Source organism: Thermus hydrothermalis, assembly GCF_022760925.1.
Taxonomy (GTDB): domain Bacteria; phylum Deinococcota; class Deinococci; order Deinococcales; family Thermaceae; genus Thermus; species Thermus hydrothermalis.
On the sequence record NZ_JAKTNT010000006.1, the window covers coordinates 42,720 to 66,564 of the forward strand.

The window sequence follows — 23,845 nt, forward strand, 5'->3', positions numbered from 1 at the left end:
AGGTGCCTCATGGAAAAGCTTTCCCGGCGTGAACTCTTGAAGCTTTCCGGCGCAGGCGCCCTGTTGGGCCCCTTGGCCCTGGGCCTTCAGGAGGCCAGCGCCCAGGGCATGGAGGCTTACGAGATCCAGCTTCCCGAAAACACCATCTACTCCTCCTGCCTCCAGTGCAACACCGGCTGCCCCATCAAGGTGAAGCTCTACGAGGGCGTGGCCAGCAAGATTGACGGCAACCCCCTCTCCCCCTGGACCTTCCGCCCCCACCTGCCCCTGAATACCCCCGTGGACGTGGTGGCCAAGGTGGACGGGGCCCTTTGCCCCAAGGGCCAGGCGGGCATCCAAACCGCCTACGATCCCTACCGCATCCGCAAGGTGCTCAAGCGGGCCGGGCCCCGGGGAAGCGGCAAGTGGGAGGAAATCCCCTTCCACCAGGCGGTGAAGGAGATCGTGGAGGGGGGCAAGCTCTTCGCCCACCTGGGGGACGAGCGCCACTACCCCGGGCTCAAAGAGCTCTGGGCCCTTAAGGACCCCGAGGTCATGAGCCGCATGGCCCAGGCGGTGCGGGCCATCTGGGCGGAAAAGGATAAGGAAAAGAAGAAGGCCCTGGTGGCCAAGTTCAAGGAAGACTTCAAGGACTACCTCCCCGCCCTCATTGACCCCGACCACCCCGACCTGGGCCCCAAGAACAACCAGGTGGTCTTCGCCTGGGGCCGGCTCAAGGCGGGCCGCTCCGACTTCATCCGCTGGTTCTTCGGGCAAAGCTTCGGCACCGTCAACCTCCACGGCCACACCACCGTCTGCCAGGGCTCCATGTACTTCACCGGCAAGGCCATGAGCGAGCAGCCCACCTTTGACGCCACGGGCAAGCTCTCCTGGTCGGGCGGGGCCAAGTTCTACTGGCAGGCGGACCTCTCCAAGGCGCGCTTCGTGGTCTTCGTAGGGGCCAACGTCTTTGAGGGCAACTACGGGCCGCCCCTCCGCGTGGGCTGGATCACGGAGCGGGCAAGCCGCGGCGAGCTGGAGTACGCCGTGGTTGACCCGCGGGCGCAGAAAGCGGTGAAGGGCGCAAGCCGCTGGATCGCCCCCAAGCCGGGGCACGACGCCGCCATCGCCTTGGGGGTTATCCGCCTCCTCCTGGAGTGGGGTAAGGTGGACACCCGCTTCCTCTCCGCCGCCAACAAGGCCGCCGCCAAGGCCATCGGCGAGGCCAGCTGGACCAACGCCGCTTGGCTTGTGAAGCTGAAAGACGGCAAGCCGGAAAGGCTTGTGCGGGCAAGCGACCTGGGCCTTCCCAAGCCCAAGGCCAAGGTGGGGGACAAGGAGGTGGAGCTGGACGCCCCGGTGGTCCTGGTCCAGGGCAAGCCCGTGGCCTTCAACCCCAACGACGAAAACCAGGCGGTGTTCGGCGACCTCTTTGTGGACACGGTCCTCCAGGGTATCCCCGTGAAGAGCGCCCTCACGCTCATCAAGGAGGAGGCCTTCCGCCACCAGGTGAAGACCTGGGCCGCCTTGGCCGGGGTAAGCGAGGAGGACATCCGCTTCCTGGCGGAGAAGCTCGCCCAGTACGGCAAGAAGGCGGTGGTGGATGTACACCGGGGGGCCAGCCAGCACACCAACGGCTTTTACAACTGCTTCGCCTGGTTCACCGTGAACGTCCTCTTGGGCAACGTGGACCACCAGGGCGGCTTCGTCCAGGCCAGCACCTACGACATCACCGGTGGCAAAGCGGGAGGGCCTTTCGTCCTCAGCAAGCTCCACCCCAAGCCCCTAAGCCCCTTTGGCATCTCCATCATCCGCCACGAGGTGAAGTACGAGGACACCACCCTCTTCCAAGGCTTCCCCGCCAAGCGCCCCTGGTACCCCCACGCCTCCGACGTCTACCAGGAGATCCTCCCCTCCGCCGCCCAAGGCTACCCCTACCCCATCAAGATCCTCTTCCACTACATGGGCTCCCCCGCCTACGCCCTGCCGGGCGGCCACGAACAGATCCGGGCCATGCTGGACCCGGACAAAATCCCCCTCATCGTGGCCTTTGACATCGTGGTGGGGGACTCGTACCTCTACGCCGACTACATCATCCCCGACCTTTCCTACCTGGAGCGCTGGGAGTTCCACGGAAGCCACCCCTCCATCCTCTGGAAGGTGCAGCCCGTGCGGCAGCCCGCCATCCCGCCCATCCCCGAGGAGGTGGAGGTCTTCGGGCAAAGGATGCCCATCTCCCTGGAAAGCTTCCTCCTGGCCTTGGCCGAGCACCTGGGCCTACCCGGCTTTGGGCCCAAGGGCTTTGCCAACGGGATGCCCTTCACCCACCCCGACCACTTCTACCTGAAGCTCGCCGCCAACCTGGCCTACGGGGAGAAGGCCGACGGCTCCGAGGCCCTGCCTGAGGCGGACGAGAGGGAGCTCGCCGTCTTCCGCCAGGCCCGCCGCCACCTTCCTCCCTCGGTCTTTGACGAGAAGCGCTGGCGGGAGGCGGTGGGGGACGAGGGGCTTTTCCGCCGTACCGTCTACCTCCTGAACCGGGGCGGCCGGTTCCAGGAGTTTGCCAAGGCCTACGCCGCCAACGACCTGGTGGCGAACCGGTATGGCCGGCAGATTAACCTCTTCCTGGAAAAGCAGGCGCTTTCCCTCCACCCCATGACCGGGAAGCCCTACTGGCCCCTTCCCGCCTACTTCCCGCCCTACCAGGACGTCTTGGGGCGGCAGCTCCGGGACCCCGGCTACGGCCTAACCCTCCTGACCCACCGGAGCATCCTGCAAACCAAGAGCCGCACCATCAGCAACTACTGGCTCCTGGCGGTGAAGCCGGAAAACGAGATCCTGGTGAGCGCCCTGGACGCCGAGCGGCTTGGGCTTAAGGACGGGCAGAGGGTCAAGGTGGTTTCCGCCACCAACCCCAAGGGCGAGTGGGACCTGGGCCCCTTTGGCAAGAAGCCCATGGTGGGCCGGGTGAAGGTGGTACAGGGCCTGAGGCCAGGGTGCGTGGCCTTCCCCTTGGGCTGGGGCCACTGGGCGTATGGGGCGAGCGACCTCGTCATCAACGGCCAGGTGGTGAAGGGCGACCCCAGGCGGGCTGCAGGGGTGCACGCCAACGCCGCCATGCGCCTTGACCCGTACCTCAAGGACACCGCCCTGACGGACGTGGTGGGCGGGAGCGTGGTCTTCTACGAAACCAAGGTGAACCTCTTGCCGGTGTGAGGCCGTCCCCCCGGGTTACCCCGGGGGGACAAACCTCCCGAATACCTGTGATAAGGTCATGATGGGGGTAAGGAGGTGAAGGGTGATACCCGCCTTTAGAAGCGCAAGCAACCCGACCCAGTGGGCGCTAGAGTTCATCCGCTTGGCGATGCTTCTCCTCTGCCTGGTGGGCTGGGTGATGTACCCCTTAGAGCTCCTCCTCTTGGGGCACTGGACGGAGAGCTGGCAGAGCAAGATCCCCTTCTTGGTGGCCGTGCCGGGCTTTGTGTTTACCCTTTGGGTGCTTTTTGACCGCAAGACCCCGTGGGTGCGCCTTGCCTTCATCCTCACCATGTGGGCCTCGGTCTTCACGGGAATTCTCGGGGCCTACTTCCACCTGCTTTGGAACTTTGAGGGCGAGGTGGTTTGGGAGTTTGAAGCGGCCATGGAGGCCATGGCGGGAAGCCGTCCGGTGCTGGCGGCCCTGGCCTTCACCCACATGGGGGTGACGGGGCTCCTTTCCGTCTACCGGGCCCGTTAGGAGGTGTGCCGTGATTGAAGCCCTGATCCGCGCCAAAACCGAGGAGGAGCGGGTTTTGGAGTTCTTGCGCTCCACCTTCCTCCTGATCGCCCTGGTGGGGTTTGCCTTCTACGGCATGGAGCACTGGGTGCTGGACCACTGGACGGAAAGCTGGCAGAGCAAAATCCCCTTTTTCGTATCCTTGGTGGGCTTCCCCCTCACCCTCCTCATGTTCTTCCACCGAGGGAAGTGGGTGCGCTATCCCTTCCTCTTTTGGATGCTGGTGAGCGTGGCCACCGGGGTGGCGGGGGCCTACTTTCACCTGCTTTGGAATGCGCAGGATGCGGAGGTGAACCTCTTCACCCTTCGGGGCTTCTTGGAGGCCTTTGAGGGGAGTCGGCCGGTTCTAGCGGCGTTGGCCCATACCCACGTGGGCGCTGTGGCCTTCGTGGTGGGAATCACCATAAGGGACTAAGGGAGGTGCAGGATGAGGCGAGGCATCGTAGGACTCATGGTTTTGGCCCTAAGCGTGGCGTTGGCGCAGGCGCCCAAGGTGGACGGGAAGATCGCCCCTGGGGAATACGCCAAGAGCTACAAGCACGAAAAGAGCGGGATCACGCTCTACTGGAGCGTGGTGGGGGACACGCTCTACCTGGCCCTCGAGGGCGAAAGCAAGGGCTGGATTGGCATCGGCTTCCTGCCAGAAAAGAGCGACAAGAAGAAGGGCGCTGACCAGTACCTCTTCTACATGGAGGGCGGCAAGCTGGTGGCCTTGGACATGTACCAGGTGAAGCGCACCGGCGCCCCTTCCCCGGACGAGAAGGAGGGCGGGAAGAACTCCATCCTGGCCGCCAGCGCCACCTACGAGGGCACCAAGTGGACCGTGGAGTTCAGCCGGAAGCTGAAGACCGGGGAGCCCACGGACGTGGAAATCGCCCCGGGGCGGAAGCTCCTTGTCCTCTTGGCCCACTCGGAGAAGATGGACCCCAAGGAGGAGCACAAGAAGACGGAGCGCTGGTACCTGGAAGACTTCGCCTTCTAGGCTAGGCGGAAAACAACCCGGGGGGTTCCCCGGGTTGTTCCTTTTTGGGCTTCTACCGCGCCCCTCGCGCCCTAGGGTCCAGGGCGCTTAAAGCCGCATACCGCTAGGGAAGCCCTAAGGTTCCCTGATAGGGCTTACCATGGGGGCATGGCGGAGATCCGGGTGGGCACCGCCAGCTGGACGGACGAAACCCTCTTGGCCTCGGGCTGGTACCCGCCCGAGGTGCGGGGAAACCCGGAAAAGCGCCTCCGCTACTACGCAAAGCACTTTGACACCGTGGAGGTGGACAGCACCTTCTACGCCCTGCCCCGGCCCGAGGTGGTGCAGAAGTGGGCGGAGAGGACCCCAGAAGGCTTCCTCTTTCACATCAAGGCCTACTCCGCCTTCACCGGGCACGGCCTCGAGGCCCAGGCCCTCCCCAAGGACCTCCGCGCCCTCCTACCCCGCCAAGAAGGCCACCTGGCCCAACGGGAGGTACCCGAGGAGGTGGTGGAGGAGGCTTGGAACCGCTTTTTCGCCGCCATAGAACCCCTTAGGCGGGCGGGCAAGCTGGGCTACCTCCACTTTGGCCTCCCCCCGTGGACGGAGCCCAAACCGAGGAGCTTTCAGTATTTAGAGCGCTTGGCGGAAAGGGCCCAGGGCTACTGGGTGGCGGTGGAGTTCCGCAACCCCAAGTGGTACGTGGCCTGGGGGTTCGTGAAGAAGGAGCTCCTGCGCCTGGGCCTCATCCACGTGAGCGTGGACGCCCCGCCCCACCCCGAGGCTCCCCCGAGGGTCCTCGAGCCCACCCACCCCGTGAGCGTCCTTCGCTGCCACGGCCGGAACGCCGAAACCTGGAAGGGCCCGCACGCCAAGCCCTACGAGCGCTTCAACTGGCGCTATTCCGAGGATGAGCTCCAGGACCTGGCCCAGGCCACCCGGACCCTGGCGGAAAGGGCCGAGAAGGTCTTCGTGATCTTCAACAACAACTACGGCACCCAAGGGGTGGAGGCTGCCTTGGGGCTTAAGCGGCTTTTAGGCCTCGGCACAAGCCCTTAGGCCCCCTAGACCTCCTCTTCAAAAAGGCCGGGGATGGGCTCCACGTATATCCCTCCCGCCTCCACGCGGACGTAGGGGGCCTGCAGGGGGATGAGCCTTTCGGCCCGGTCCCTCAGCCTCTCCCCCACCCCCCGCACCACCAAGACGTCCTGGGCCCCGGCGTCCAGGATGTCCACCACCTCCCCCACCTGCTTCCCCTCCACGAAAACGGGAAGGCCCATGAGGGCGAAGTAATAGTACTGGCCTTCCTCCAAGGGAGGGAGGTCTTCCACCTTGGCGTAGACCCTGAGGCCTACCAAGGCCTCCGCCAGTTCCCGGGTGGTGACCCCCGCCAGGTGGACCACCACCTCCCCGGCCACCTGGTAGAGGTCCTCCACCGCCCGCCAACCCTGCCCCTCCACGTAGACCCGTTCCAGGTGGGCCACCACGGGCTCCCCCCGGAACTTTAGCCCTCCCTGAAGGGCGTAGGGCGCGCCGAACCGACCGATCTCCACCAGGCGCATACCCCTAGTTTAGCGCACCTCCACCCCCACCTTGCGCTTGGCGTAGGCCCGCACCAGGGTGCGGATGGCCTCAATCACCCGGCCCTGTTTGCCGATAAGCCGCCCCTTGTCCTCCTGGGCCACCTCCACCAGGTAGACGAGGCCCTCCCGGGTGCGCCGCTCTTGGACCCGCACCGCCTCCGGGTGGTCCACCACGCTCCTTGCCAGGTACTCCACCAGGTCCTTCATGGCTCCATGGTACGGGAAAAGGGCGGGGGAGTCCCCGCCCTCGGAAGGGGCCTACCCTACGCTTCCTGCCGGAAAACCCCCGCCTGGCGCAGGAGGCGGCGAGCGGTGTCCGTGGGCTGCGCCCCCACGGAAAGCCAGTACTTGGCCCGCTCCACGTCCACCTTGAGCCAGTCCGGGGTGGTCTTGCGGGGATCGTAGTAGCCGATCTTCTCAATGTACGCCCCGTCCCGCTTCCTGCGGCTATCGGTGACCACGATGCGGTAGTGGGGGTTGTGCTTGGAGCCAAACCGGGAAAGCCTGATCTTGACCATGCTTCTTTTACCTCCTGAAGATTCCCATGAGTCCCCGGCCTTTGCGTTTTTCCAGGGACTTCATCAGGGCCTTGGTTTCCTCAAAGGACTTGATGAAGCGGTTCACCTCTTGGACGGTGGTGCCGCTCCCCTTGGCGATGCGCTTGCGCCGGGAGCCATTCAGGATGCGGGGGTCCTTGCGCTCCTCCGGGGTCATGGAGAGGACGATGGCCTCCAGGCGCTTGATGGCCTTCTCGTCCACCTGGACCCCCGGGGGGAGGGCCTTCCCCATACCGGGGAGCATGCCGAGGATCTCGGAGAAGGAGCCCAAGCGCCGAAGGTTTTGCAGTTGCTTGAGGAAGTCCTCCAGGGTGAGGTCCTTGGCGGACTTGGGAGCTTCCGCCTCGAGGCCCGCCTGCCGCACCCTTTCCGCCAGGGTGGCCACATCCCCCATGCCCAGGATGCGGCTCGCCAGGCGGTCCGGGTAGAAGGGCTCCAGACCTTCCGGGCGCTCGGAAACCCCGGCGAAGTAGATGGGCTTGCCCGTGACGTGCCTCGCCGAAAGGGCCGCCCCGCCCCGGGCGTCCCCGTCCAGCTTGGTGAGGACGAGGCCCGTGACCCCGATGCGCTCGTCAAAGGCCTTGGCCACCCCCAAGGCCTCCTGGCCGGTCATGGCGTCCAGGACCAGGAGGACCTCATCCGGGCGCAGGACCTCCTTGAGGCGGAAGAGCTCGGCCATGAGGGGCTCGTCAATCTGGAGGCGGCCGGCGGTGTCCACCAGGACCAGGTCCCGGGCCTCGAGGCGGGCCTTCTCCTCCACCCGGCGGCGGATGGACTCGGGGGACTCCCCGTCCATCACCTCCAAAACCGGCACTCCCACCTTTTCCCCTAGGAGGCGGAGCTGCTCCCGGGCGGCGGGACGCTGGGTGTCGGCAGCCACCAGGAGGGGGCGGCGCCCCTTGCCCTTGTAGTAGAGGGCGAGCTTGGCGGCGGTGGTGGTTTTGCCCGAGCCCTGAAGCCCCACCAGGAACCATAGGTTCCTGTCCTTGAGGACAGGGAGCCTCGCCTCACCCCCTAGGGCCTCCTTCAGGGCCTCGTACACCGTGGCCAGGATGACCTCCGCCGGGGTGAGGCTTTCCAGGACCTGCTGGCCCAGGGCCCTTTCCCGGACCATTTCCACAAAGCTCCGGGCCACCTCCAGGTTGACATCGGCGTCCATGAGGGCCCGGCGGATCTCCCGGAGGGTGGACTTGAGGTCCTCCTCCGTGATCCGGCCCCGGCCCCGGAGCCGGTCTATGGCTTCTTGCAGTCTTGCCGCTAGCTGGGCAAACATGGCGTGGCGGCCCCCAGGCCGGGCTCCAGGATAGGCCATGCCCCTTGAGCGTGTCAACCTCAATTTTTCCTACATTTCTAGCGGGCTAGGTTGACGGGGCGGGGGCCAGGGAATACCCTGGAAAAGGTTATGTTAGGGCCCTTGCCCTCGAGTCCTTGGCGCTGAGGGCCGCCCACGGGCGGCCTTCAGCCGGAAAGGAGGCCGCCTGTGGAAACCACCCTTTCCCCCCTGCTTCAAGCCCTGGAAGAGGGCGATACCCTGAAGCTCAAAAGCCTCCTGGAAGAGGCCCACCCCCAGGACCTTCTGGCCCTTTGGGACGAGCTCAAGGGCGAGCACCGCTACGTCCTCCTCACCCTCTTGCCCAAGGACAAGGCGGCGGAGGTCTTCTCCAACCTTCCCCCGGAAACCCAGGCGGAGTACCTCAAGACCCTCCCCCCCTGGCGCACCCGGGAGCTTCTGGAGGAGCTCTCCCTAGACGACCTGGCCGACGCCCTCCAGGCGGTGGAGGAGGAGGACCCCGAGCTTTACCGCAAGCTCGTGGAGGGGCTGGACCCCAAGACCCGGGCCGAGGTGGAGGAGCTCACCCAGTACGAGGAGGACGAGGCGGGCGGCCTCATGACCCCCGAGTACGTGGCGGTGCGGGAGGGGATGACGGTGGAGGAGGTCCTCCGCTTCCTGCGCCGGGCGGCACCCGATGCCGAAACCATCTACTACCTCTACGTGGTGGACGAGTCGGGCCGGCTCAAGGGGGTGCTCTCCCTGCGGGACCTCATCGTGGCTGACCCCAGGACCAGGGTGCGGGAGATCATGAACCCCAAGGTGGTCCACGTGCGCACGGACACCGACCAGGAGGAGGTGGCCCGCCTCATGGCCGACTACGACTTCACCGTCTTGCCCGTGGTGGACGAGGAAGGGCGCCTGGTGGGTATCGTCACGGTGGACGACGTCCTGGACGTGTTGGAAGAGGAGGCCACGGAGGACATCCACAAGCTCGCCGCCGTGGACGTGCCCGACCTCGTCTACAGCCAAGCCTCCCCCATCGCCCTGTGGCTTGCCCGGGTGCGTTGGCTCGTCATCCTCATCCTCACGGGGATGGTGACGAGCTCCATCCTCCAAGGCTTTGAAAGCCTCCTGGAGGCGGTGACCGCCCTGGCCTTTTACGTGCCCGTGCTCCTGGGCACCGGGGGGAATACCGGCAACCAGTCGGCCACCCTCATCATCCGCGCCCTGGCCACCCGGGACCTGGACCTCAAGGACTGGCGGAAGGTGCTCCTCAAGGAGAGCCTGGTGGGAAGCCTTCTGGGCCTCACCCTGGCCGCTTTGCTCCTCGGCAAGGTGGTGCTGGACGGGCACGCCGCCCTGGCCCCGGTGGTGGGCCTCGCCCTCTTTCTCCTGGTGCTTTTCGCCAACCTGGTGGGGGCCATGCTCCCCGTGGTCCTAAGGCGGCTTGGGGTGGACCCCGCCCTGGTTTCCAACCCCTTGGTGGCCACCCTTTCCGACATCTCCGGGCTCCTCATCTACCTCTCCGTGGCCCGGCTCCTCTTGAACCTAGAATGAGGCGGCTTCGCATGGTGGTGGAGTGGTCCAGGGGAAGCCCCCTGCGCTATGCCTTCAAAGAAGGAAAGCTTGTCCCCGTGGGGCAAGACGCCCCGGCCCCGGTGAACTACGGCTTCATCCCGGGCCTCCTCAACCCCGCCGACGGGGAGGAGGTGGACGCCTGCTACCTGGGCCCACCCCTCTCCCCAGGCACCGAGGCGGAAGGGTTCCTCCTAGGCATGGTGGCCCTTTCCGACGGGGACCACAAGCTCGTGCTTGCGCCTGAACCAAGCGCCCTGGACCAAGAAGCGTTAGCGCCCCTCCTCGCCTGGTTTGCGCCCGAGCGCAGGCCCACCCTCCTGGGGGACGAGGAGGCTTGGGCCTGGCTCAGGGGGCTTGGGGAAGGATGAGCATGGCGTCCCCCAAGGAGTAGAAGCGGTACCCCTCGGCCACCGCCAAGCGGTAGGCCTCTAGGGTCCGCTCCCGCCCCAAGAAGGCGGCCACCAGCATGAGCAAGGTGGAGCGGGGCAGGTGGAAGTTGGTGAAGAGGGCGTCTATGGCCCGGAAGGTGTAAGGGGGGCGGATGAAGAGCCGGGTTTCCCCCGCTCCCGGAACCACCCCATCCCCCTCCCGCCAAGCGCTTTCCAAGGCCCGCACCACCGTGGTGCCCACCGCCACCACCCGCCGCCCCTCGGCCCTGGCGCGGTTCACCGCCCGGGCCGTTTCCTCGGGGATTTCAAAGGGCTCGGCGTGCATCTCGTGCTTGGCCACGTCCCCCTTGACGGGGCGGAAGGTGCCGGGGCCCACGTGGAGGGTAAGGAAGCAAAGCTCCACCCCCATGGCCTCCAAGCGGGCCAGAAGCTCGGGAGTGAAGTGAAGCCCAGCGGTGGGGGCGGCCACCGACCCCGGGCGCTTGGCGTACACGGTCTGGTAGCGCTCCAGGGGGATCTGGGCCTTGATGTAGGGGGGCAGGGGCACCTCCCCCACCTCCAAAAGGTGGGCGGCGAGGTCCCCCTGGAACCGGAGAAGCCGCACCCCATCGGGCTCTACCCCCACCACCTCCGCCTCCAAACCCTCCACGGGCCTTAGGTCCTTGGGGGAAAGGAGGCGAAGCCTTGTGCCCACGGGCGCCCTGCGGGCGGGGCCCAAGAGGGCCTCCCAGAGGCCCGGGGCCTTTTCCCGCACCAAGAGGATCTCCACCCGGCCCCCCGTGGGCTTCTGGGAGAGGAGGCGGGCGGGGATCACCTTGCTCTCGTTGAAGACCAGGACGTCCCCGGGCCGCAGGAACTCGGGAAGGTCCCGCACCCGCCGGTGCTCCACGCTAAAAGGGCCTTCCCGGTAGACCACCATCATCCGGGCGGCGTCCCGGGGCTCCGCCCCCGCTTGGGCGATCTGCTCGGGGGGCAGGTGGTAATCGTAGAGGTCAAGCTCGCTCATCCTGCGTTTTTAGGCTCCATGAAGGGGTTGGGGATGTCCGGGAGGTGGACGAAGCGGTCCACGGCGTCAATGAGCTTCTGGGCCGTGGTTTCGCGGAAGGCGATGACCTCCACCCGGATCCCCCGCTCCATGAGGACCTCGAGGATCTCCACGAAGTCCCCGTCCCCGCTCCCCAGCACCACCACGTCCAGATAGGGCATGAGCCGCACCATGTCCGCGGCGATGCCCATGTCCCAGTTCCCCTCGTAGATGGGCTTGCCCCCCTCCCCCACCTCCTTCACCGTGAGGTACATGCGCCGCACCCGGTAGCCGATGGTGGAAAGCTTGTAAATAAAGGGCCAAGCGGAGGTGTCCCCCTCCTTTTCCACCACATAGGCGGTGGCCCGCACCAAGCGCCTTCCCCCCACGGCGAAGCGGAGGAGGCTTTCAAAATTCACGTTCCGCTCGTAGTAGTCCCGGGCAGAGTGGTAGAGGTTTTGCGTGTCCACGAAGACGCCGACCCGCTGCTCGGGGTGGTGGCCAAGGGGCTCCATCGCCTCCATCATACCTAGCCGGCGTTTCTAAGCCCCGCCGCCACCCCGAGGAGGGAAAGGAGAAGCGCCCGCCTAAGGGCATCGTCCTCCCGGCCCCCGGGGGCCCGGTAGCGGGCAAGGAGCTCCACCTGCACGAAGTTGATGGGGTCCACATAGGGGTTCCTGAGGCCGATCTGCCTGTCCAGGGTCTTCTGGTTGTGGAGGAGGGGGGCCTCAAAGATGGCCTCCAGGAGCGCCACGGTTTTGCGGTACTCCTCCGCCAGGTGGTGGTACAAGCCCTGGAGCCCCTCGGGCACCAGCCTGAGGTAAAGCTCGGCGATGCCCAAGTCCGCCTTGGCCAAGGCCATGGCGGCGCTTTCCAAGGTGGTGGCGAAGAAGGGCCACTCCCGGTACATCTCCTGGAGCAGGGAAAGGGGTAAGGCCTCCAAGGCGGAGAGCCCGTACCAACCCGGCAGGAGAAGGCGCACCTGGGTCCAGGCCATGACCCAGGGGATGGCCCGGAGGTCCCGGATGTCCCGCACCCGGCCGTGGCGGTAGACGGGCCGGCTGGCGATGGGGAGTTCGCCGATCTCGCGAATGGGGGTAAAGGCCTCAAAGAAGGGGAAAAACCCCTCCTGGGAGAGGAGGGCCCGGTAGCGCTCCATGCTCCTCTCCCCCGCCTCCCAAAGCGCCTCCCGCCAATGGGCCTTGGGCTCCACCCCGTCCCCCAAGGCGGCCTGGGCGAAGTGGTAAAGGAGTTGCTCCAGGTGCCGCACGGCCAGGTCCGGGTGGGCGTAGCGGTCCGCCAAGGCCTCCCCCTGCTCCGTGAGGCGCAGGCGGTGGCCCACGCTCTTGGGCGGGAGGCCCGCGATGGCCCGCCCCGCCGGCCCCCCGCCCCGGGCGGTGGAGGTGCCCCGCCCGTGGAAGAAGAAGACGGGGATCCCTTCCGCTTCCCCCACGGCGTGGAGGGCCTCCTGGGCCTGGTAGAGGGCCAGGTTGGCCATGAGAAACCCGGCGTCCTTGTTGGAGTCGGAGTAGCCGATCATCACCTCCACCCCGCCCCTCGCCTGGGCGTGGGCCCGGAAGACGGGGTTGGCCAAGAGGCGCCTTAAGACCTCAGGAGCCCGCTCCAGGTCCTCCAGGGTTTCAAAGAGGGGGACCACGTCAAAGGGGAGGGGTTTCCCGGGGCGGTAAAGCCCCACCTCCCGGGCCAGGAGGAAGACGGCGAGGAGGTCGGCGGGGTGGTGGGTCATGGAAACCACGTGGGCCCCCTTGTCCCCCCAGGCCCGAAGGGCCCCCAGGGCCACCCTTAGCGCCTCGCCTTGCGGCGCCTCCCCCACGGGCAGAAGGGGGCGGGCGGTTTGGAGCTCTTGGGTGAGGAGGGCTTCCTTTTCCTCCGGGGAGAGGGCCAGGAAGTCCGGGTGGACCCCGCCCAGGCGGAGAAGCTCTGCGGCGGCCTCCAGGAGCTTGCCCGACTCCTCCCTCAGGTCCAAGGGGGCAAGCTCCAGACCGAAGGCGGAAAGCCGCGCCTCCAAGGGCTGCAAAAAGGCCTGCACCACCTGGGTAAGCCCCACCCCCTCCAGGCCCTTTTCCGCCACCCTTAGGGCCCGGGAAAGCCCTTCGGTGGAAAGGGCCTCCCCTTCCAAGGCCCGGTAAAGGGCGGCGAAGTAGCGGCGGTAAGGCTCCCCGGGAAAGCGCTCCACCCCTTCCCCCCCTTCCCGCACCTCCTTGGGCACGGGAATGCGGGCCTCGGAAAGGGAGAGGTCCCGCACCAAGGCCTCCAACTCCTCCAGGTACCGCCCCTTGGCCACCTCCCGGGCGTAGCGGCTGGCGAAGGCGGTGACCTCGGGGGTGACGAAGGGGTTCCCGTCCCGGTCCCCACCTATCCAGCTACGGAAGCGCACGGGGCTCTTGAGCCGGGGGCGCTTGCCGTAGACCCGTTCTAGGGCAGCCTCGAGGCCCGCCACCACCTTGGGAATGGCCCGCCACAGGGTGGTGGGCAGGTAGTAAAGCCCTCCCTTGATCTCGTCCTCCACGCTGGGTCGCGCCTTGCGCACCTCCTCCGTGGCGTAGAGGAGGACAACCCGGGCCAGAAGGCGCTCCCGGTCCCCTCCTTCCAACTCCTCCTGAAGCCTTTCCAAGTGGTGCCGGAGGGTGCGGCGGCGGGTTTCCGTGGGGTGGGCGGTGAAGGTGAGGAGGAGCTCCAGCCGGTTCAGGTGGGCCTCCGCCTCCTCCAGGGAGAGGCCCCGCTCCTTCAGGGCCTTGGCCAGGGCCAAAAAGCCCTCGGGCCTAGGGTTTTCCAAGGTCTCCCCTTCCGCCCTCAGGCGGTTCACCCGCACCCGGTGGCGTTCCTCCGCCAGGTTCACCAGGTGGAAGTAGTGGGTGAAAGCCCGCACCAAAGCCTCCATCTCCTCCACGGGCATGCGCTCCACCCGCCGGGAAAGGGCCTCGGCCGCAGCCCTGTCCCCTTGGCGCCTGGCCTTGGAAAGGAGGCGCACCTCCTCCACCAAGGCGAAGAAGCGCTCCCCGGAAACCTTCCTTATCGCCTCCCCAAGGAGGCGGCCCAGGAGGTCCACCTCGGCCTTTAGGAGCTCAAAGGGGTCGTTCACGGCTCCTCCCAGACGTAGGGGCTTAGGGAAACGGGCTTGCCGCCTTCCAAGACGAGCTCCGCGGCGTGGAGGCGCGCCTTGCCCTGGGCGGCGCGGAAAGGCTGGGGGCGGCCGGTGAGGAAGCGGGCCAGGAAGGTTTCTATCTCCCCCCCGATGATGGACTGGTAGGTGCCGGTCATCCCCACGTCGGTCTGGTAAAGCGTCCCCTTGGGAAGCCGCATGGCGTCCAGGGTAGGGACGTGGGTGTGGGTGCCGAGGACGGCGGACACCCGGCCATCCAGGTAGTGGGCCAGGGCCATCTTCTCGCTGGTGGCCTCGGCGTGCACCTCCACAAGGACATAGTCCGCCTTCTCCTCCCGCAAAAGGGCGTCCAGGGCGCGGAAGGGGTCGTCCAGGGGGTCCATGAAGACCCGGCCCATGACCTGAACGAAGAGGAGGCTTTCCCCGTTCACCTCAAGCCGCCACCACCCCCGCCCAGGGGTGCCCGGAGGGTAGTTGAGGGCCCGCACCACGGGCTCCCTTTCCAAAAGCTCGTAGACCTCCTTGTGGTCCCAGGCGTGGTTCCCCAAGGAAACGAGGTCTACCCCCGCCTCCCGCAAAAGGCGGTAGGCGCGCTTGTCTAGGCCTTTTCCCTTGGCGGCGTTCTCCCCGTTGGCGATGACCAGGTCGTACCGGTGGCGGATATCGGGCAGGTGGAGGCTCACCGCCCGCAGGCCCGGTTCCGCCATCACGTCCCCGATGAATAAAACCCGCATGGGGGCATTATATGGCCCCCATGCGGTCTTTGAGGTCTAACCTACCTTGATGTAGCCGTGGGTTGGGGGGAGAAGGAAGGCCTTGCCCTCCCGGTGTCAAGGGGTCAGGCGGCGCTTCGCTTCTGCAAGAAGTAGACCACGGCGTAACCGATCCCCGCCAGAATGAGAAGGGGGATGGCGTAGACGAGGAGCGTCCAGATGAGCCCCGAAAGCGCCAACAAGACCTTGCCCAGGAAGGAGAAGACCCACCCCCCCACCCAGAGGGCGAGGAGGACCCCCACCACCACCAAAAGGCCCAAAACCACCCACTCCAGGATGTCCCGCAGGCTCCGTTCCATGCCCTAAGCATACACTGGAAAGGTGGAACGCTACCGGTTGGAAGAGGGCGTGGTGGTGGGCCGCAAAGCCCTGCCCCAAGGGGACCTCCTCCTCCGCTTCGTCACGCCCAAGGGGAGCCTCGAGGCCATCGCCAAGAAGGGCCTCAGGCCCACGGGGCGCTCGGGGCGGCTCTCCCTCTTCCACCACGTGCGCTTCCAGGTCTATGCCAAAAAGGAAGGCCTCCCCACCCTGACCCAGGCGGAGCTTTTGGGAAAGCTTTTTGGCCTGGAAGAACCCCGCCGTTACCTCTACGCCTCTTTTCTAGCCGAGCTCGCCTACCGCTTGGCCTCCCCGGAGGCCGCCCCCAAGGTCTACCCCCTTTTCGTCTCCGGGCTAAGGGGCATCGCCAAGCACGAAAACCCCCTCCTGCCCCTGGTCTGGGCGGGGTGGCGGGTGGTGAAGGCAGGGGGGCTTGCCCCTCACCTCCTGGGCCCCGGGCTCCACCTGAAGGAGGGGCGCCTGGCCGAGGAGGGGGTGTACCTGGGGGAAAAGGGGGTGGAGGCCCTAAGGGCCATCCTCCACCTCCCCGGGGGGGAAGCCCTAACCTACCTGGAAGAAGCCCCCTTGGAGAGGCTTCTCCTGGCGCTCAAGCACCACGCGGAGGAAACCCTCGGCCCCCTGAGGAGCGCGGACCTCCTATAGGGGCTTGATCTCCAGGATGGTGTAGACCTGGGCGCCCTTCTTGCCCCGGATCTCCACCACGTCCCCCACCTTCTTGCCCAAAAGGGCCTGGCCCAGGGGGGATTCGTCGGAGATCTTCCCGCTGAAGATGTCCGCCTCGTGGCTCCCCACGATGGCCAGGGAAAGCCTCTCCCCCGCCTCGGTTTCCAGCTCCACCTGGCAGCCGAGGGCCACCTGGTCGTAGGAGCCATTCTCCACCACCACCGCCCGGGCCAGAAGGTCTTCCAGCTGGGCGATGCGGGCCTCGTTCTGCCACATGGCCCTGCGGGCCTCGTCGTACCCGGCGTTCTCCCTAAGGTCGCCCTCCTCGAGGGCCTGCTCAAAGTCGGCGGAAATCTCCTGCCGCTTGGTGGTCTTCAGGTGGTGTAGCTCCTCCTGAAGGCGCCTAAAACCTTCGGGAGTGAGGTAAACCGGCTTCTTCATGCGCATCCCTCCGGGTAAAAAGGGGCACCAGCCCAAGGCCTTGGGCTGGCGGTACCGCTATTTAGTATAGCAGGCGGGAAGAAACGCCTCCACCAGGGGGAGAAGGGCCTCCTCGGGCTTCCCTGCGGGCAAAAGGCCCACCCCGCTTCCCGCAAGGAGAAGGGTGCCCAAAAGCTCCCCTGGCCGAAGGTAGGCCCGCACCACCCGAAAGCCTAGCTCCCTCGCCTTCTCGGCCACCTTCTCCCGGGTGATGCCCTCGAGACCCCCTTCCAGCACGTAAAGCGTGCCCTCGCGGAAGAGGAGGGGGCTCGTGCGGCTTCCGTCCACCACGTGCCCCCAGGCGTCCAAGAGGAGGCCTTCCAAGGCCCCCTGCGCCGCCGCCCAGGCCTGGGCCAGGCGGTAGGGGAGGTAGTTCCCCGTCTTGTAGCGGGCGAGGTCGGGGTGGACGCGGTAGGGGGTGAGGACCACCTTCACCCCTTCCCGGTAGAGGCTTGGGGGCAGAGGGGCAAAGGGCCGGGCCTCGGCCAGCCGCACCCCCTCCCCCAGGGTCAGGCGCACCCGGAGGCAGGGCGTTTGGGGAAACGCCGCAAGGAGCTCCTCAAGATCCTGGAGGAAGGCCTCGTCGCCCGGGTAGGGGAGCCCCAAGGCCGAGGCGTGGCGGCGGAGGCGGGAGAGGTGCGCCTCCAGCCACAGGGGCACACCCCCCTCCACCCGCAGGGTGGTGAAGACGCTCGCCCCGTGGTAGAAGAAGGCCTCGGGCAAGGGGCCGGTGAAGGGTTCGCCGTTTAAAAGCCTCATCCCACCTCCAAGAAACGCGCCAAAAGCTCCATCCCCCAAGGGGAGAGGATGCTCTCCGGATGGAACTGGACGCCAAAGGCCCTCCTCCCGTCCCAAAGGGCCATGGGCACGCCGTCTTCCGTCCAGGCGAGGAGGCGGAGGCGGGGGGGAAGGCGCCTGAGGGCCAAGGAGTGGTAGCGGGCGAAGGGCAAGGGGTTGGGGAAGCCCTGAAAGAGGGCTTCCCCAGTATGGAAAACGGCGTGGGCCTCCCCGTGCACCGGGGCCTCCCGGTAAAGCTCCGCCCCCAGGACCACCCCCAGGGCCTGGTGGCCGAGGCAGACCCCGAGGAAGGGAATACCCTCCGCCAAAGCCCTTTCCGTCCACGCCAGGACCTGGCCCGCCGTATAGGGGTCCTTGGGCCCCGGGCCCACCACCAGGTGGGTGAAGCCCGAAAGGCAGGGGGCCTCCTCCTGGTCCACCACGTGGACCTCCGCCCCCAGGGCCGAGAGGTAGTCCACCAGGTTGTAGCTAAAGGAATCCCGGTTTTCCAAAAAGAGCACCCGGGCCCGAAGCCGCCGGGGAGGAGGGGGAGGGCTCCAGGCGGCCTGGGGCTTAGGGGGCCTAGGGGCTTTCCCCGGCTTCCCCCGCTCCAGGGCCAGGAGGAGGCTTTGCGCCTTGTGGAGGGTTTCCTCGTACTCCCTTTCGGGGTCCGAGGCGATGACGATGCCCGCCCCGGCGGAAAAGAGGACCTCTTCCCCCACCCTTTGGAAGGAGCGGATGAGGATGTTGAAGTCCGCCCCCCGGCCCGAAACGTAGCCCAGGCTTCCCGTGTAGGCCCCCCGGGGCACGGGCTCCAGGTCCCGGATGGCCTCCATCACCGTGCCCTTGGGGGCCCCGGTGATGGTGCCCCCGGGGAAGAGGCTTCGGAAGACCTCCCCCAAGGGGGCGCGGGTGTACCCCTCCACCTCGGAAACCAGGTGCATCACGTGGGCGTAGCGCTCCACGGTGAAAAGCTCCCGCACCCTCACCGTCCCCGGCAGGGCCACCCGGGCCAGGTCGTTGCGCAGGAGGTCCACCAGCATGGCGTGCTCGGCCCGCTCCTTGGGCGAGGCCAAAAGCTCCGCCTCCAAGGCCAGGTCCTCCGCTTCCGTCCTTCCCCTAGGCCGCGTGCCGGCGATGGGCCGGGCGAGGAGGCGGCCTCCCACCTTCTGGAATAGCCGTTCCGGGCTCCCCGAGACCACGGCCCACCCTTCCCCCTCCAGAAGGCCCATGAAAGGGGAAGGGTTCAGGGCCCGGAGTCGGGCGTAGAGGAGGAGGGGGTCCACGGGGCCCAAGAGGCGGAAGCGGTGGGAAAGGTTCACCTGGTAGACCACCCCGGCCCGGATCCTTTCCTGCACCTCCGCCACCCCCTTAAGGAAAGCCGCCTTGGGGAAGTCCGAGACCAGGGGGTGGTGGGGCAAGGGCGGCGGGGTGTAAGGAGAGGGGCGTAAGGGGAAAGAGGGGCGCTCCACAAGCCGCCCCTCCAAAAGGGCGTACCCCTCGGGGTAGTAGAAGAAGGCCGCCTCGGGGAGGCCAGGCAAGGGGTCGTGGGCGGGCAGGCCCAGGTGGCGGGCGAACTCGTAGGCGAAAAAGCCCACCCAAGCGGGGAAAAACCCCTTCCCCAAACCCCTTTCCAGGTAGCCGAAGAGGTCCAGGGCCTCCCCCACCCGCTTCCCGTCCAGGTAAAGCCGGCCCTCCAGGACCTCGAGGCGGTGCCGGGGCCTTACGCCCAGGAGGGAGAGGCGGGCGAAAGGGGTGCGGAAACCCAAGGACTCCAAAAGGGCAGGGCGAAGCCCCTCCTCCCGCGCCGCTTGGTAAAGGGCCAGCACGGCCCCGAGTATACTCAAGGAGATGGTCAAACACCGCTTCACGCTAGAGGCCTACCACAAAGCCTACGAGGCGGGGGCGCTTCCCGAACGGGTGGAACTTCTGGAGGGGGAGGTTTACGCCGTGTCGCCCATGGGGAAAAAGCACATCCGTTACCTTATTCACCTGACCAAGGTCTTCAGCGAAACCTTCGGCGAGGAAGCCTTGGTGGTTTCCCAAATACCCCTGCAACTCTCCGAGGTGTCGGAACCCGAACCCGATCTCCTGCTCCTGATGCCCCCCGAAGACCGCTACGACCGCCGCCCCCCTACCGCCAAGGATGCCCTCTTGGTGGTGGAAATCGCCGACACCACCTTGGTCCAAGACCGCACCCTGAAGCTTCCCCTCTACCAGAAGGCAGGGGTGCCGGAAATCTGGATCGTGAACCTGGTGGAGGAGGTCCTGGAGGTCTTCGCCTTCCCCCATTACTTGGAAGAGCGTTACCCCAAAGGGGAGAGGGTAGCCCCCAAGGCCTTCCCCAAGAGGCCCCTCGCCTGGTGGGTTTAGCCCCGCACCGCCCGCAAGGGAAGCCCCTCCGCCCTGGCCCAGGCCTCCCAGGCCTCAGGGGACTTCTCCCGGAAAAAGTCCAAAAGCTTCCGATAAGCCGGGTTTTCCGGGGTAGCGGGGGAAAAGGCCATGCCCAAGAGCTCCGGAAGCCCTGCCTTTTCGCAAAAGCGCGCCCAAAGGTGGGGCTCCAGGGCGGCCAGGGCCACCTCGCCCCCTTGGGCGGGGTAGACGCCGTAGCAGAGGACCGAGCCGTCCAGGAAGGGGATGGGCGGGTAGGCCACGGCCCGCACCGCCTCGGAGAGGGCCACCTCGTACACCCCGCCCCCCAGGAGAAGCCCCTTGAGGGCGGCGAGGGCCAGGGCGTAGGCCCCGGCCAGGTCGGCGAACTGGAAGGCCCGCCAGGGAAAGCGGCCCAAAAGCCCCGCCTCCGCCAGATAGGTGAGGTCGTGCCCGGGATCTTCGCCTTCCGGGTAGCCGCGAAGCCGGGCGTAGACCAAGCGTGGGTTCCGCTTGAGGAGGACCTCCGGGCCCAGGCCGAGCCGCTCCATCGCCCCGGGGCGGTTGGACTCTAAGAGGATGGCCGCCTCCGCCGCCAGGGCAAGGAGCGCCTCCCGTCCCTCCGCGGCCTTCAGGTCCAGGACCCGCACCTCCTTCCCCCCATTCAGGAAGCGGTAGGCCTCGGGGGCCAGGGCCCGCAAGGGGTCGCCCCCCGGGGGCTCCACCTTGACCACGGGGAAGCCCAGGTCTAGGAGGAGCTTTCCCGCCAAAGGCCCCGGCAGGAGGCGGGTGAGGTCCAGGACCTTACCGGGGGGCCATGCGCAAGGCGCCATCCAACCGGACCACCTCCCCATTCAGCATGGGGTTTTCCAGGATGTGGAGGACCAGAAGGGCGTACTCCTCCGGGCGCCCCAGGCGCCTTGGGAAGGGCACCTGCTCCGCCAAGGAGGCCTTGGCCTTCTCGGGAAGGCCCTGAAGGAGGGGGGTGTCAAAGAGGCCCGGGGCGATGGCCACCACCCGGATGCCCCATTCGGCGAGCTCCCGGGCGGCGGGCAGGGTGAGGGCCACCACGCCCCCCTTGCTGGCGGCGTAGGCCGCCTGGCCGATCTGCCCCTCGTAGGCGGCCACGCTGGCGGTGTTTACGATGACGCCCCGTTGCCCCTCCCCGTCGGGCGGGTTCTCCCGCATGGCCCAGGCCGCCAGGCGGAGGACGTTGAAGGTGCCCACCAGGTTCACCTCCAGCACCTTCCGGAAGGCCTCGAGGTCATGGGGGCCCTCCCGGCCCAGGATCTTCTGGGCAAGGCCGATGCCCGCGGCGTTCACCACGGCGAAAAGGGGCCCGCCCTCCCCCGCCAGGGCCACCGCCCTCGCCACGTCCGCCTCCTCCCGCACGTCCCCTTCCACATAGAGGAGGTCCTCCTCCCCCCGCTTGAGGTCCAGGACCACCACCCGGTAGCCCCTCGCCCTCAGGGCCAAGGCGGCGGCCCACCCAAGCCCCGAGGCCCCACCCGTCACCAAGGCGCTCCGCTCCATACCCGCCTCCTAAAGCCTCTGGATCACCGTGGCCGTGGCCTGGCCGTGGCCGATGCACATCACCTGGAGGCCGAGTTCCCCGTCCCGCCTCTCCAGCTCGTGGAGGAGCTTGGTCATGAGGATAGCCCCCGTGGCCCCCAGGGGGTGGCCCAAGGCGATGGCCCCCCCGTTGGGGTTCACCCTCTCGGGGTCCGGGTTGAACTCCTTGAGAAAGGCCAGGACCACGCTGGCGAAGGCCTCGTTCACCTCTATCACGTCCAGGTCACGGAGGGAAAGCCCCGCCCGCTCCAGGGCCTTCCGGGTGGCGGGGAGGATCTCCAAAAGTTGCAGGGTGGGGTCCCCCGCCACCACCACCCGGGCGAGGAAGCGGGCCCGGGGCCTAAGGCCCAAGGCCTGGGCCCTTTCCTTTTCCCCCAGGAGGAGGGCCGCCGCCCCGTCGGAGATCTGGCTGCTATTGCCAGCGGTGATGAGGCCATCTTCCAGGAAGGCGGGCTTGAGGGCTAAGAGCTTCTCCAGGCTCGTGTCCGGGCGGATGCCCTCGTCCCGATCTAGGAGAAAAGGCTTTCCCTCGGGGTCCAGGCCGGTGAGGGGGACCAGCTGCCCAAGGAAGCGGCCCTCCTCCGTGGCCCTTTGCGCCCGGCGGTGGGAGAGGAGGCTCCACTCATCCAGGTCCCGCCGGGAAAACCCGTAAAGCCGGGCGATGCGCTCGGCGCTTTCCCCTTGGTGGATGAGCGCATACTTCTGGAAAAGGGCGGGGTTTAGCGTGTGGAAGCCGCCCCCGATGTCCGAGAACATGGGGGCCCGGGTCATGCTCTCCACCCCACCGGCGATGGCGAAGTCCAGGTCCCCGGCGGCGATGGCCTGGGCGGCGAAGTGCACCGCCTGCTGGCTTGAGCCGCACATGCGGTTGAGGGTCACCGCCGGCACCTCCTTGGGCAGGCGGGAAAGGAGCACCCCAAGCCGCCCCACGTTGGCCCCCTGTTCCCCCGCCTGGGTCACGCACCCCGTGACCACGTCCTCCACCCGGGTGGGGTCCAGGCCGCTTCGCGCCAGGAGGGCGTTCAGGACCTCGGCGTACAGGGCATCGGGCCGCCACTCCCTAAGGGCCCCGTTCCGCTTGCCGATGGGGGTGCGCACCGCCTCGAGGATCACCGCTTCCCTCATGTCCGCCTCCTATGCCCCTCCCCTCCTCTATATGCCCAACATCCGCCTGTAAAGCTGCCCTACTTAGGAGCCCAGTCTACCAGAAGCCCGCCCGGAGCACCTTGAACTAAAATCCCCCGATCAGCCCCTCCCCTAGCCCGCCTAGAGTTTTTAGGAATGCCAGTGAACCAACCCCTTCTCTCAACCCCTGGATGCGCCCACCTCTTGACGCTCCCTGCCTCGGGTACTACACTAACCCTTGCGCGCCGGGGAGTAGCGCAGCCTGGTAGCGCACACGCTTGGGGTGCGTGTGGTCGTCGGTTCAAATCCGGCCTCCCCGACCAAAAGGCCCCGCCCAAGGGCGGGGCCCAAGCTTATTTCAAAGCCTCGCGCAAAACCCGCAGGTTGTCCGCCACAGGCCTTTCGTTGAAGAGGGCGCTCCCCGCCACCGCCACGTCGGCACCTGCCTGGTACACCTCCCCCACGGTCTTTGGGTTCACCCCTCCGTCCACCTCGAGGAGGCAGGCGGGGTTCAGCCTATCCCTAAGGGCCTTGAGCCTTCTAAGCCGCTCGGTGGAGGTGGGGATATACTTCTGCCCGCCAAACCCCGGGTTCACGCTCATGAGGAGGGCCAGGTCCAGGTAGGGGAGAAGGGGTTCAAAGGCCTCGAGGGGGGTTCCGGGGTTGATGGCGAGCCCGGCCTTCTTGCCCAGTTCCTTGATGCGCTCCACCGCCCGGTGGGGGTGGTAGGTGGCCTCCACGTGGACGGTGATGTGGTCCGCCCCCGCCTGGGCGAAGTCCTCGAGGTAGCGCTCGGGGTTCACGATCATAAGGTGCACATCCAAGGGCAAGGAGGTCGCCCGGCGCACCGCCTCCACCACAAGGGGGCCAAAGGTGAGGTTGGGGACGAAAACCCCGTCCATCACGTCCAGGTGTATCCAGTCCACCCCAGCCCTCTCCGCCTCCTGGACGACCTCCTTCAACCTACCGAAATCGGCTGTGAGAATAGAAACGGCGAAGCGCACGAAAAAACTATACCCCCTCCTCAGCGACGCACCCAACGGTACGCCAAGGCCAAAGCCAAAATCATTAGCGAAAGCAAGAGGAGCTCCGCCAAAACCGCCTGAAAACCTGGATGGTCCAGGGAAAAGGGAAACTTCTGGAGCCCCTCGGCAGTCACCACCAAGATGCGCCGTACCCCCGCAATCACCCCGATGATAAGGAAGGGTTCCACCTGAAGTTGACCTTCCTTGGCAAAACGCACCAGGGTGTAAAGGATTTCCGCCATCATTAGGGCGAGGAGAACGCGGTCCAAAAGAAAAACAGCCAGCTTGCCCCCTTCACCACCCAGGAGAAGCGCAACCCCCTCCACCACCGCTGCGGCCAAAAGGTAGGCTGCACCCAAAACGACCAATACCCCCGCAAAGAGGTAAATCACTGCCTCCGCGCGGGGGAAAAAGCGATAAAACCCCTCCATGGAGAAAGGATAGCCTCGAGGACACCCTTCACCTAGGAGGGAGAAGC

At 66.8% G+C, this 23,845-nt stretch carries 26 protein-coding genes and 1 tRNA gene; 10 read left to right on the forward strand and 17 right to left on the reverse strand.

Going from position 1 to position 23,845, the window contains the following annotated elements; all coding sequences use genetic code 11:
* Positions 1–9: 9 nt before the first annotated feature.
* From L0C60_RS05215 to L0C60_RS05235, 5 genes are all read left to right on the forward strand, one after another.
* The gene (locus tag L0C60_RS05215) at positions 10–3,195 is read left to right on the forward strand and encodes a molybdopterin-dependent oxidoreductase (RefSeq protein WP_234503160.1); all 3,186 of its coding nucleotides are present in this window, start codon (positions 10–12) and stop codon (positions 3,193–3,195) included.
* A 148-nt stretch (positions 3,196–3,343) separates the two neighbouring features.
* Positions 3,344–3,715 (forward strand): hypothetical protein, encoded by a 372-nt coding sequence (locus L0C60_RS05220; RefSeq protein ID WP_234503146.1) that lies wholly within the window; start codon positions 3,344–3,346, stop codon positions 3,713–3,715.
* Between the two features lie 10 nt (positions 3,716–3,725).
* Positions 3,726–4,169: a hypothetical protein gene (locus tag L0C60_RS05225; RefSeq protein WP_234503145.1), complete on the forward strand. Its 444-nt coding sequence runs from the start codon at positions 3,726–3,728 to the stop codon at positions 4,167–4,169.
* Between the two features lie 12 nt (positions 4,170–4,181).
* Positions 4,182–4,736 carry a DOMON domain-containing protein gene (locus L0C60_RS05230; protein WP_234503143.1) on the forward strand — a complete coding sequence of 185 codons (555 nt, stop codon included), beginning with the start codon at positions 4,182–4,184 and terminating at the stop codon, positions 4,734–4,736.
* Positions 4,737–4,883: 147 nt separating this feature from the next.
* A complete protein-coding gene (locus tag L0C60_RS05235; protein ID WP_243092591.1) occupies positions 4,884–5,774 on the forward strand; it encodes a DUF72 domain-containing protein in 891 nt (296 codons plus the stop codon).
* Positions 5,775–5,779: 5 nt separating this feature from the next.
* Here the strand turns inward: L0C60_RS05235 and rimM are convergent, their stop codons facing one another.
* From rimM to ffh, 4 genes are read right to left on the reverse strand one after another with little or no spacing between them, the layout of a single operon-like run.
* A complete protein-coding gene (gene rimM, locus L0C60_RS05240) occupies positions 5,780–6,277 on the reverse strand; it encodes a ribosome maturation factor RimM (RefSeq protein WP_234503140.1) in 498 nt (165 codons plus the stop codon).
* Positions 6,278–6,286: 9 nt separating this feature from the next.
* Positions 6,287–6,505 (reverse strand): KH domain-containing protein, encoded by a 219-nt coding sequence (locus tag L0C60_RS05245; protein WP_071676348.1) that lies wholly within the window; start codon positions 6,503–6,505, stop codon positions 6,287–6,289.
* A gap of 56 nt (positions 6,506–6,561) precedes the next feature.
* On the reverse strand, positions 6,562–6,816 hold the full coding sequence (gene rpsP / locus L0C60_RS05250; RefSeq protein WP_071676349.1) for a 30S ribosomal protein S16: 255 nt from the start codon (positions 6,814–6,816) through the stop codon (positions 6,562–6,564).
* 7 nt (positions 6,817–6,823) lie between these two features.
* Complete coding sequence (gene ffh / locus L0C60_RS05255; RefSeq protein WP_234504106.1) at positions 6,824–8,128, reverse strand: signal recognition particle protein; 1,305 nt, start codon at positions 8,126–8,128, stop codon at positions 6,824–6,826.
* Between the two features lie 207 nt (positions 8,129–8,335).
* Here ffh and mgtE point away from each other — a divergent pair, with 207 nt between their 5' ends.
* Together mgtE and L0C60_RS05265 are read left to right on the forward strand one after the other, a co-directional pair.
* Positions 8,336–9,685, forward strand: a complete 1,350-nt coding sequence (gene mgtE, locus L0C60_RS05260) for a magnesium transporter (RefSeq protein WP_234503138.1) — start codon at positions 8,336–8,338, stop codon at positions 9,683–9,685.
* Complete coding sequence (locus L0C60_RS05265; protein WP_234503136.1) at positions 9,682–10,074, forward strand: inorganic diphosphatase; 393 nt, start codon at positions 9,682–9,684, stop codon at positions 10,072–10,074. The genes mgtE and L0C60_RS05265 overlap by 4 nt, the downstream gene beginning before the upstream one ends.
* Here the strand turns inward: L0C60_RS05265 and queA are convergent.
* From queA to L0C60_RS05290, 5 genes are all read right to left on the reverse strand, one after another.
* Positions 10,052–11,101 carry a tRNA preQ1(34) S-adenosylmethionine ribosyltransferase-isomerase QueA gene (gene queA, locus L0C60_RS05270; RefSeq protein ID WP_234503133.1) on the reverse strand — a complete coding sequence of 350 codons (1,050 nt, stop codon included), beginning with the start codon at positions 11,099–11,101 and terminating at the stop codon, positions 10,052–10,054. The two genes, L0C60_RS05265 and queA, sit on opposite strands and share 23 nt — an antisense overlap.
* Positions 11,098–11,634, reverse strand: a complete 537-nt coding sequence (locus L0C60_RS05275) for a LabA-like NYN domain-containing protein (RefSeq protein WP_234503130.1) — start codon at positions 11,632–11,634, stop codon at positions 11,098–11,100. The genes queA and L0C60_RS05275 overlap by 4 nt, the downstream gene beginning before the upstream one ends.
* Positions 11,635–11,648: 14 nt before the next feature.
* Positions 11,649–14,222 carry a phosphoenolpyruvate carboxylase gene (locus tag L0C60_RS05280; protein ID WP_234503127.1) on the reverse strand — a complete coding sequence of 858 codons (2,574 nt, stop codon included), beginning with the start codon at positions 14,220–14,222 and terminating at the stop codon, positions 11,649–11,651.
* Positions 14,219–14,977 (reverse strand): TIGR00282 family metallophosphoesterase, encoded by a 759-nt coding sequence (locus L0C60_RS05285; RefSeq protein WP_234503123.1) that lies wholly within the window; start codon positions 14,975–14,977, stop codon positions 14,219–14,221. The genes L0C60_RS05280 and L0C60_RS05285 overlap by 4 nt, the downstream gene beginning before the upstream one ends.
* Positions 14,978–15,081: 104 nt before the next feature.
* Positions 15,082–15,315, reverse strand: coding sequence for a hypothetical protein (locus L0C60_RS05290; protein WP_234503120.1), 234 nt, complete (start codon positions 15,313–15,315; stop codon positions 15,082–15,084).
* A 22-nt stretch (positions 15,316–15,337) separates the two neighbouring features.
* Between L0C60_RS05290 and recO the strand changes: the two genes are divergently transcribed.
* Entirely contained in the window at positions 15,338–15,997 is a 660-nt protein-coding gene (gene recO, locus L0C60_RS05295) for a DNA repair protein RecO (protein WP_234503117.1), read from the forward strand.
* Here the strand turns inward: recO and greA are convergent.
* From greA to L0C60_RS05310, 3 genes are read right to left on the reverse strand one after another with little or no spacing between them, the layout of a single operon-like run.
* The gene (gene greA, locus L0C60_RS05300; protein ID WP_234503114.1) at positions 15,992–16,459 is read right to left on the reverse strand and encodes a transcription elongation factor GreA; all 468 of its coding nucleotides are present in this window, start codon (positions 16,457–16,459) and stop codon (positions 15,992–15,994) included. The two genes, recO and greA, sit on opposite strands and share 6 nt — an antisense overlap.
* Before the next feature lie 57 nt (positions 16,460–16,516).
* Positions 16,517–17,257 (reverse strand): aminotransferase class IV, encoded by a 741-nt coding sequence (locus tag L0C60_RS05305; protein ID WP_234503112.1) that lies wholly within the window; start codon positions 17,255–17,257, stop codon positions 16,517–16,519.
* Positions 17,254–19,104, reverse strand: a complete 1,851-nt coding sequence (locus L0C60_RS05310) for a chorismate-binding protein (RefSeq protein ID WP_234503108.1) — start codon at positions 19,102–19,104, stop codon at positions 17,254–17,256. The genes L0C60_RS05305 and L0C60_RS05310 overlap by 4 nt, the downstream gene beginning before the upstream one ends.
* Positions 19,105–19,126: 22 nt before the next feature.
* On the opposite strand from L0C60_RS05310, the gene L0C60_RS05315 reads away from it, so the two are divergent.
* Positions 19,127–19,648: a Uma2 family endonuclease gene (locus tag L0C60_RS05315; protein WP_234503105.1), complete on the forward strand. Its 522-nt coding sequence runs from the start codon at positions 19,127–19,129 to the stop codon at positions 19,646–19,648.
* On the opposite strand, the gene L0C60_RS05320 is transcribed toward L0C60_RS05315, so the two are convergent.
* From L0C60_RS05320 to L0C60_RS05330, 3 genes are read right to left on the reverse strand one after another with little or no spacing between them, the layout of a single operon-like run.
* Positions 19,645–20,478, reverse strand: coding sequence for a CoA transferase (locus tag L0C60_RS05320; RefSeq protein WP_234503102.1), 834 nt, complete (start codon positions 20,476–20,478; stop codon positions 19,645–19,647). The genes L0C60_RS05315 and L0C60_RS05320 overlap by 4 nt on opposite strands.
* Complete coding sequence (locus tag L0C60_RS05325; RefSeq protein ID WP_243092592.1) at positions 20,450–21,178, reverse strand: 3-hydroxyacyl-CoA dehydrogenase; 729 nt, start codon at positions 21,176–21,178, stop codon at positions 20,450–20,452. The genes L0C60_RS05320 and L0C60_RS05325 overlap by 29 nt, the downstream gene beginning before the upstream one ends.
* Positions 21,179–21,187: 9 nt before the next feature.
* Positions 21,188–22,342 carry a thiolase family protein gene (locus L0C60_RS05330; protein WP_234503096.1) on the reverse strand — a complete coding sequence of 385 codons (1,155 nt, stop codon included), beginning with the start codon at positions 22,340–22,342 and terminating at the stop codon, positions 21,188–21,190.
* Positions 22,343–22,588: 246 nt separating this feature from the next.
* Here L0C60_RS05330 and L0C60_RS05335 point away from each other — a divergent pair.
* Positions 22,589–22,665, forward strand: a tRNA-Pro gene (locus L0C60_RS05335).
* Positions 22,666–22,695: 30 nt separating this feature from the next.
* On the opposite strand, the gene rpe is transcribed toward L0C60_RS05335, so the two are convergent.
* Together rpe and L0C60_RS05345 are read right to left on the reverse strand one after the other, a co-directional pair.
* The gene (gene rpe, locus L0C60_RS05340) at positions 22,696–23,346 is read right to left on the reverse strand and encodes a ribulose-phosphate 3-epimerase (protein WP_234503093.1); all 651 of its coding nucleotides are present in this window, start codon (positions 23,344–23,346) and stop codon (positions 22,696–22,698) included.
* 20 nt (positions 23,347–23,366) lie between these two features.
* Entirely contained in the window at positions 23,367–23,798 is a 432-nt protein-coding gene (locus L0C60_RS05345; RefSeq protein WP_234503090.1) for a phosphate-starvation-inducible PsiE family protein, read from the reverse strand.
* Between the last annotated feature and the right edge of the window lie 47 nt (positions 23,799–23,845).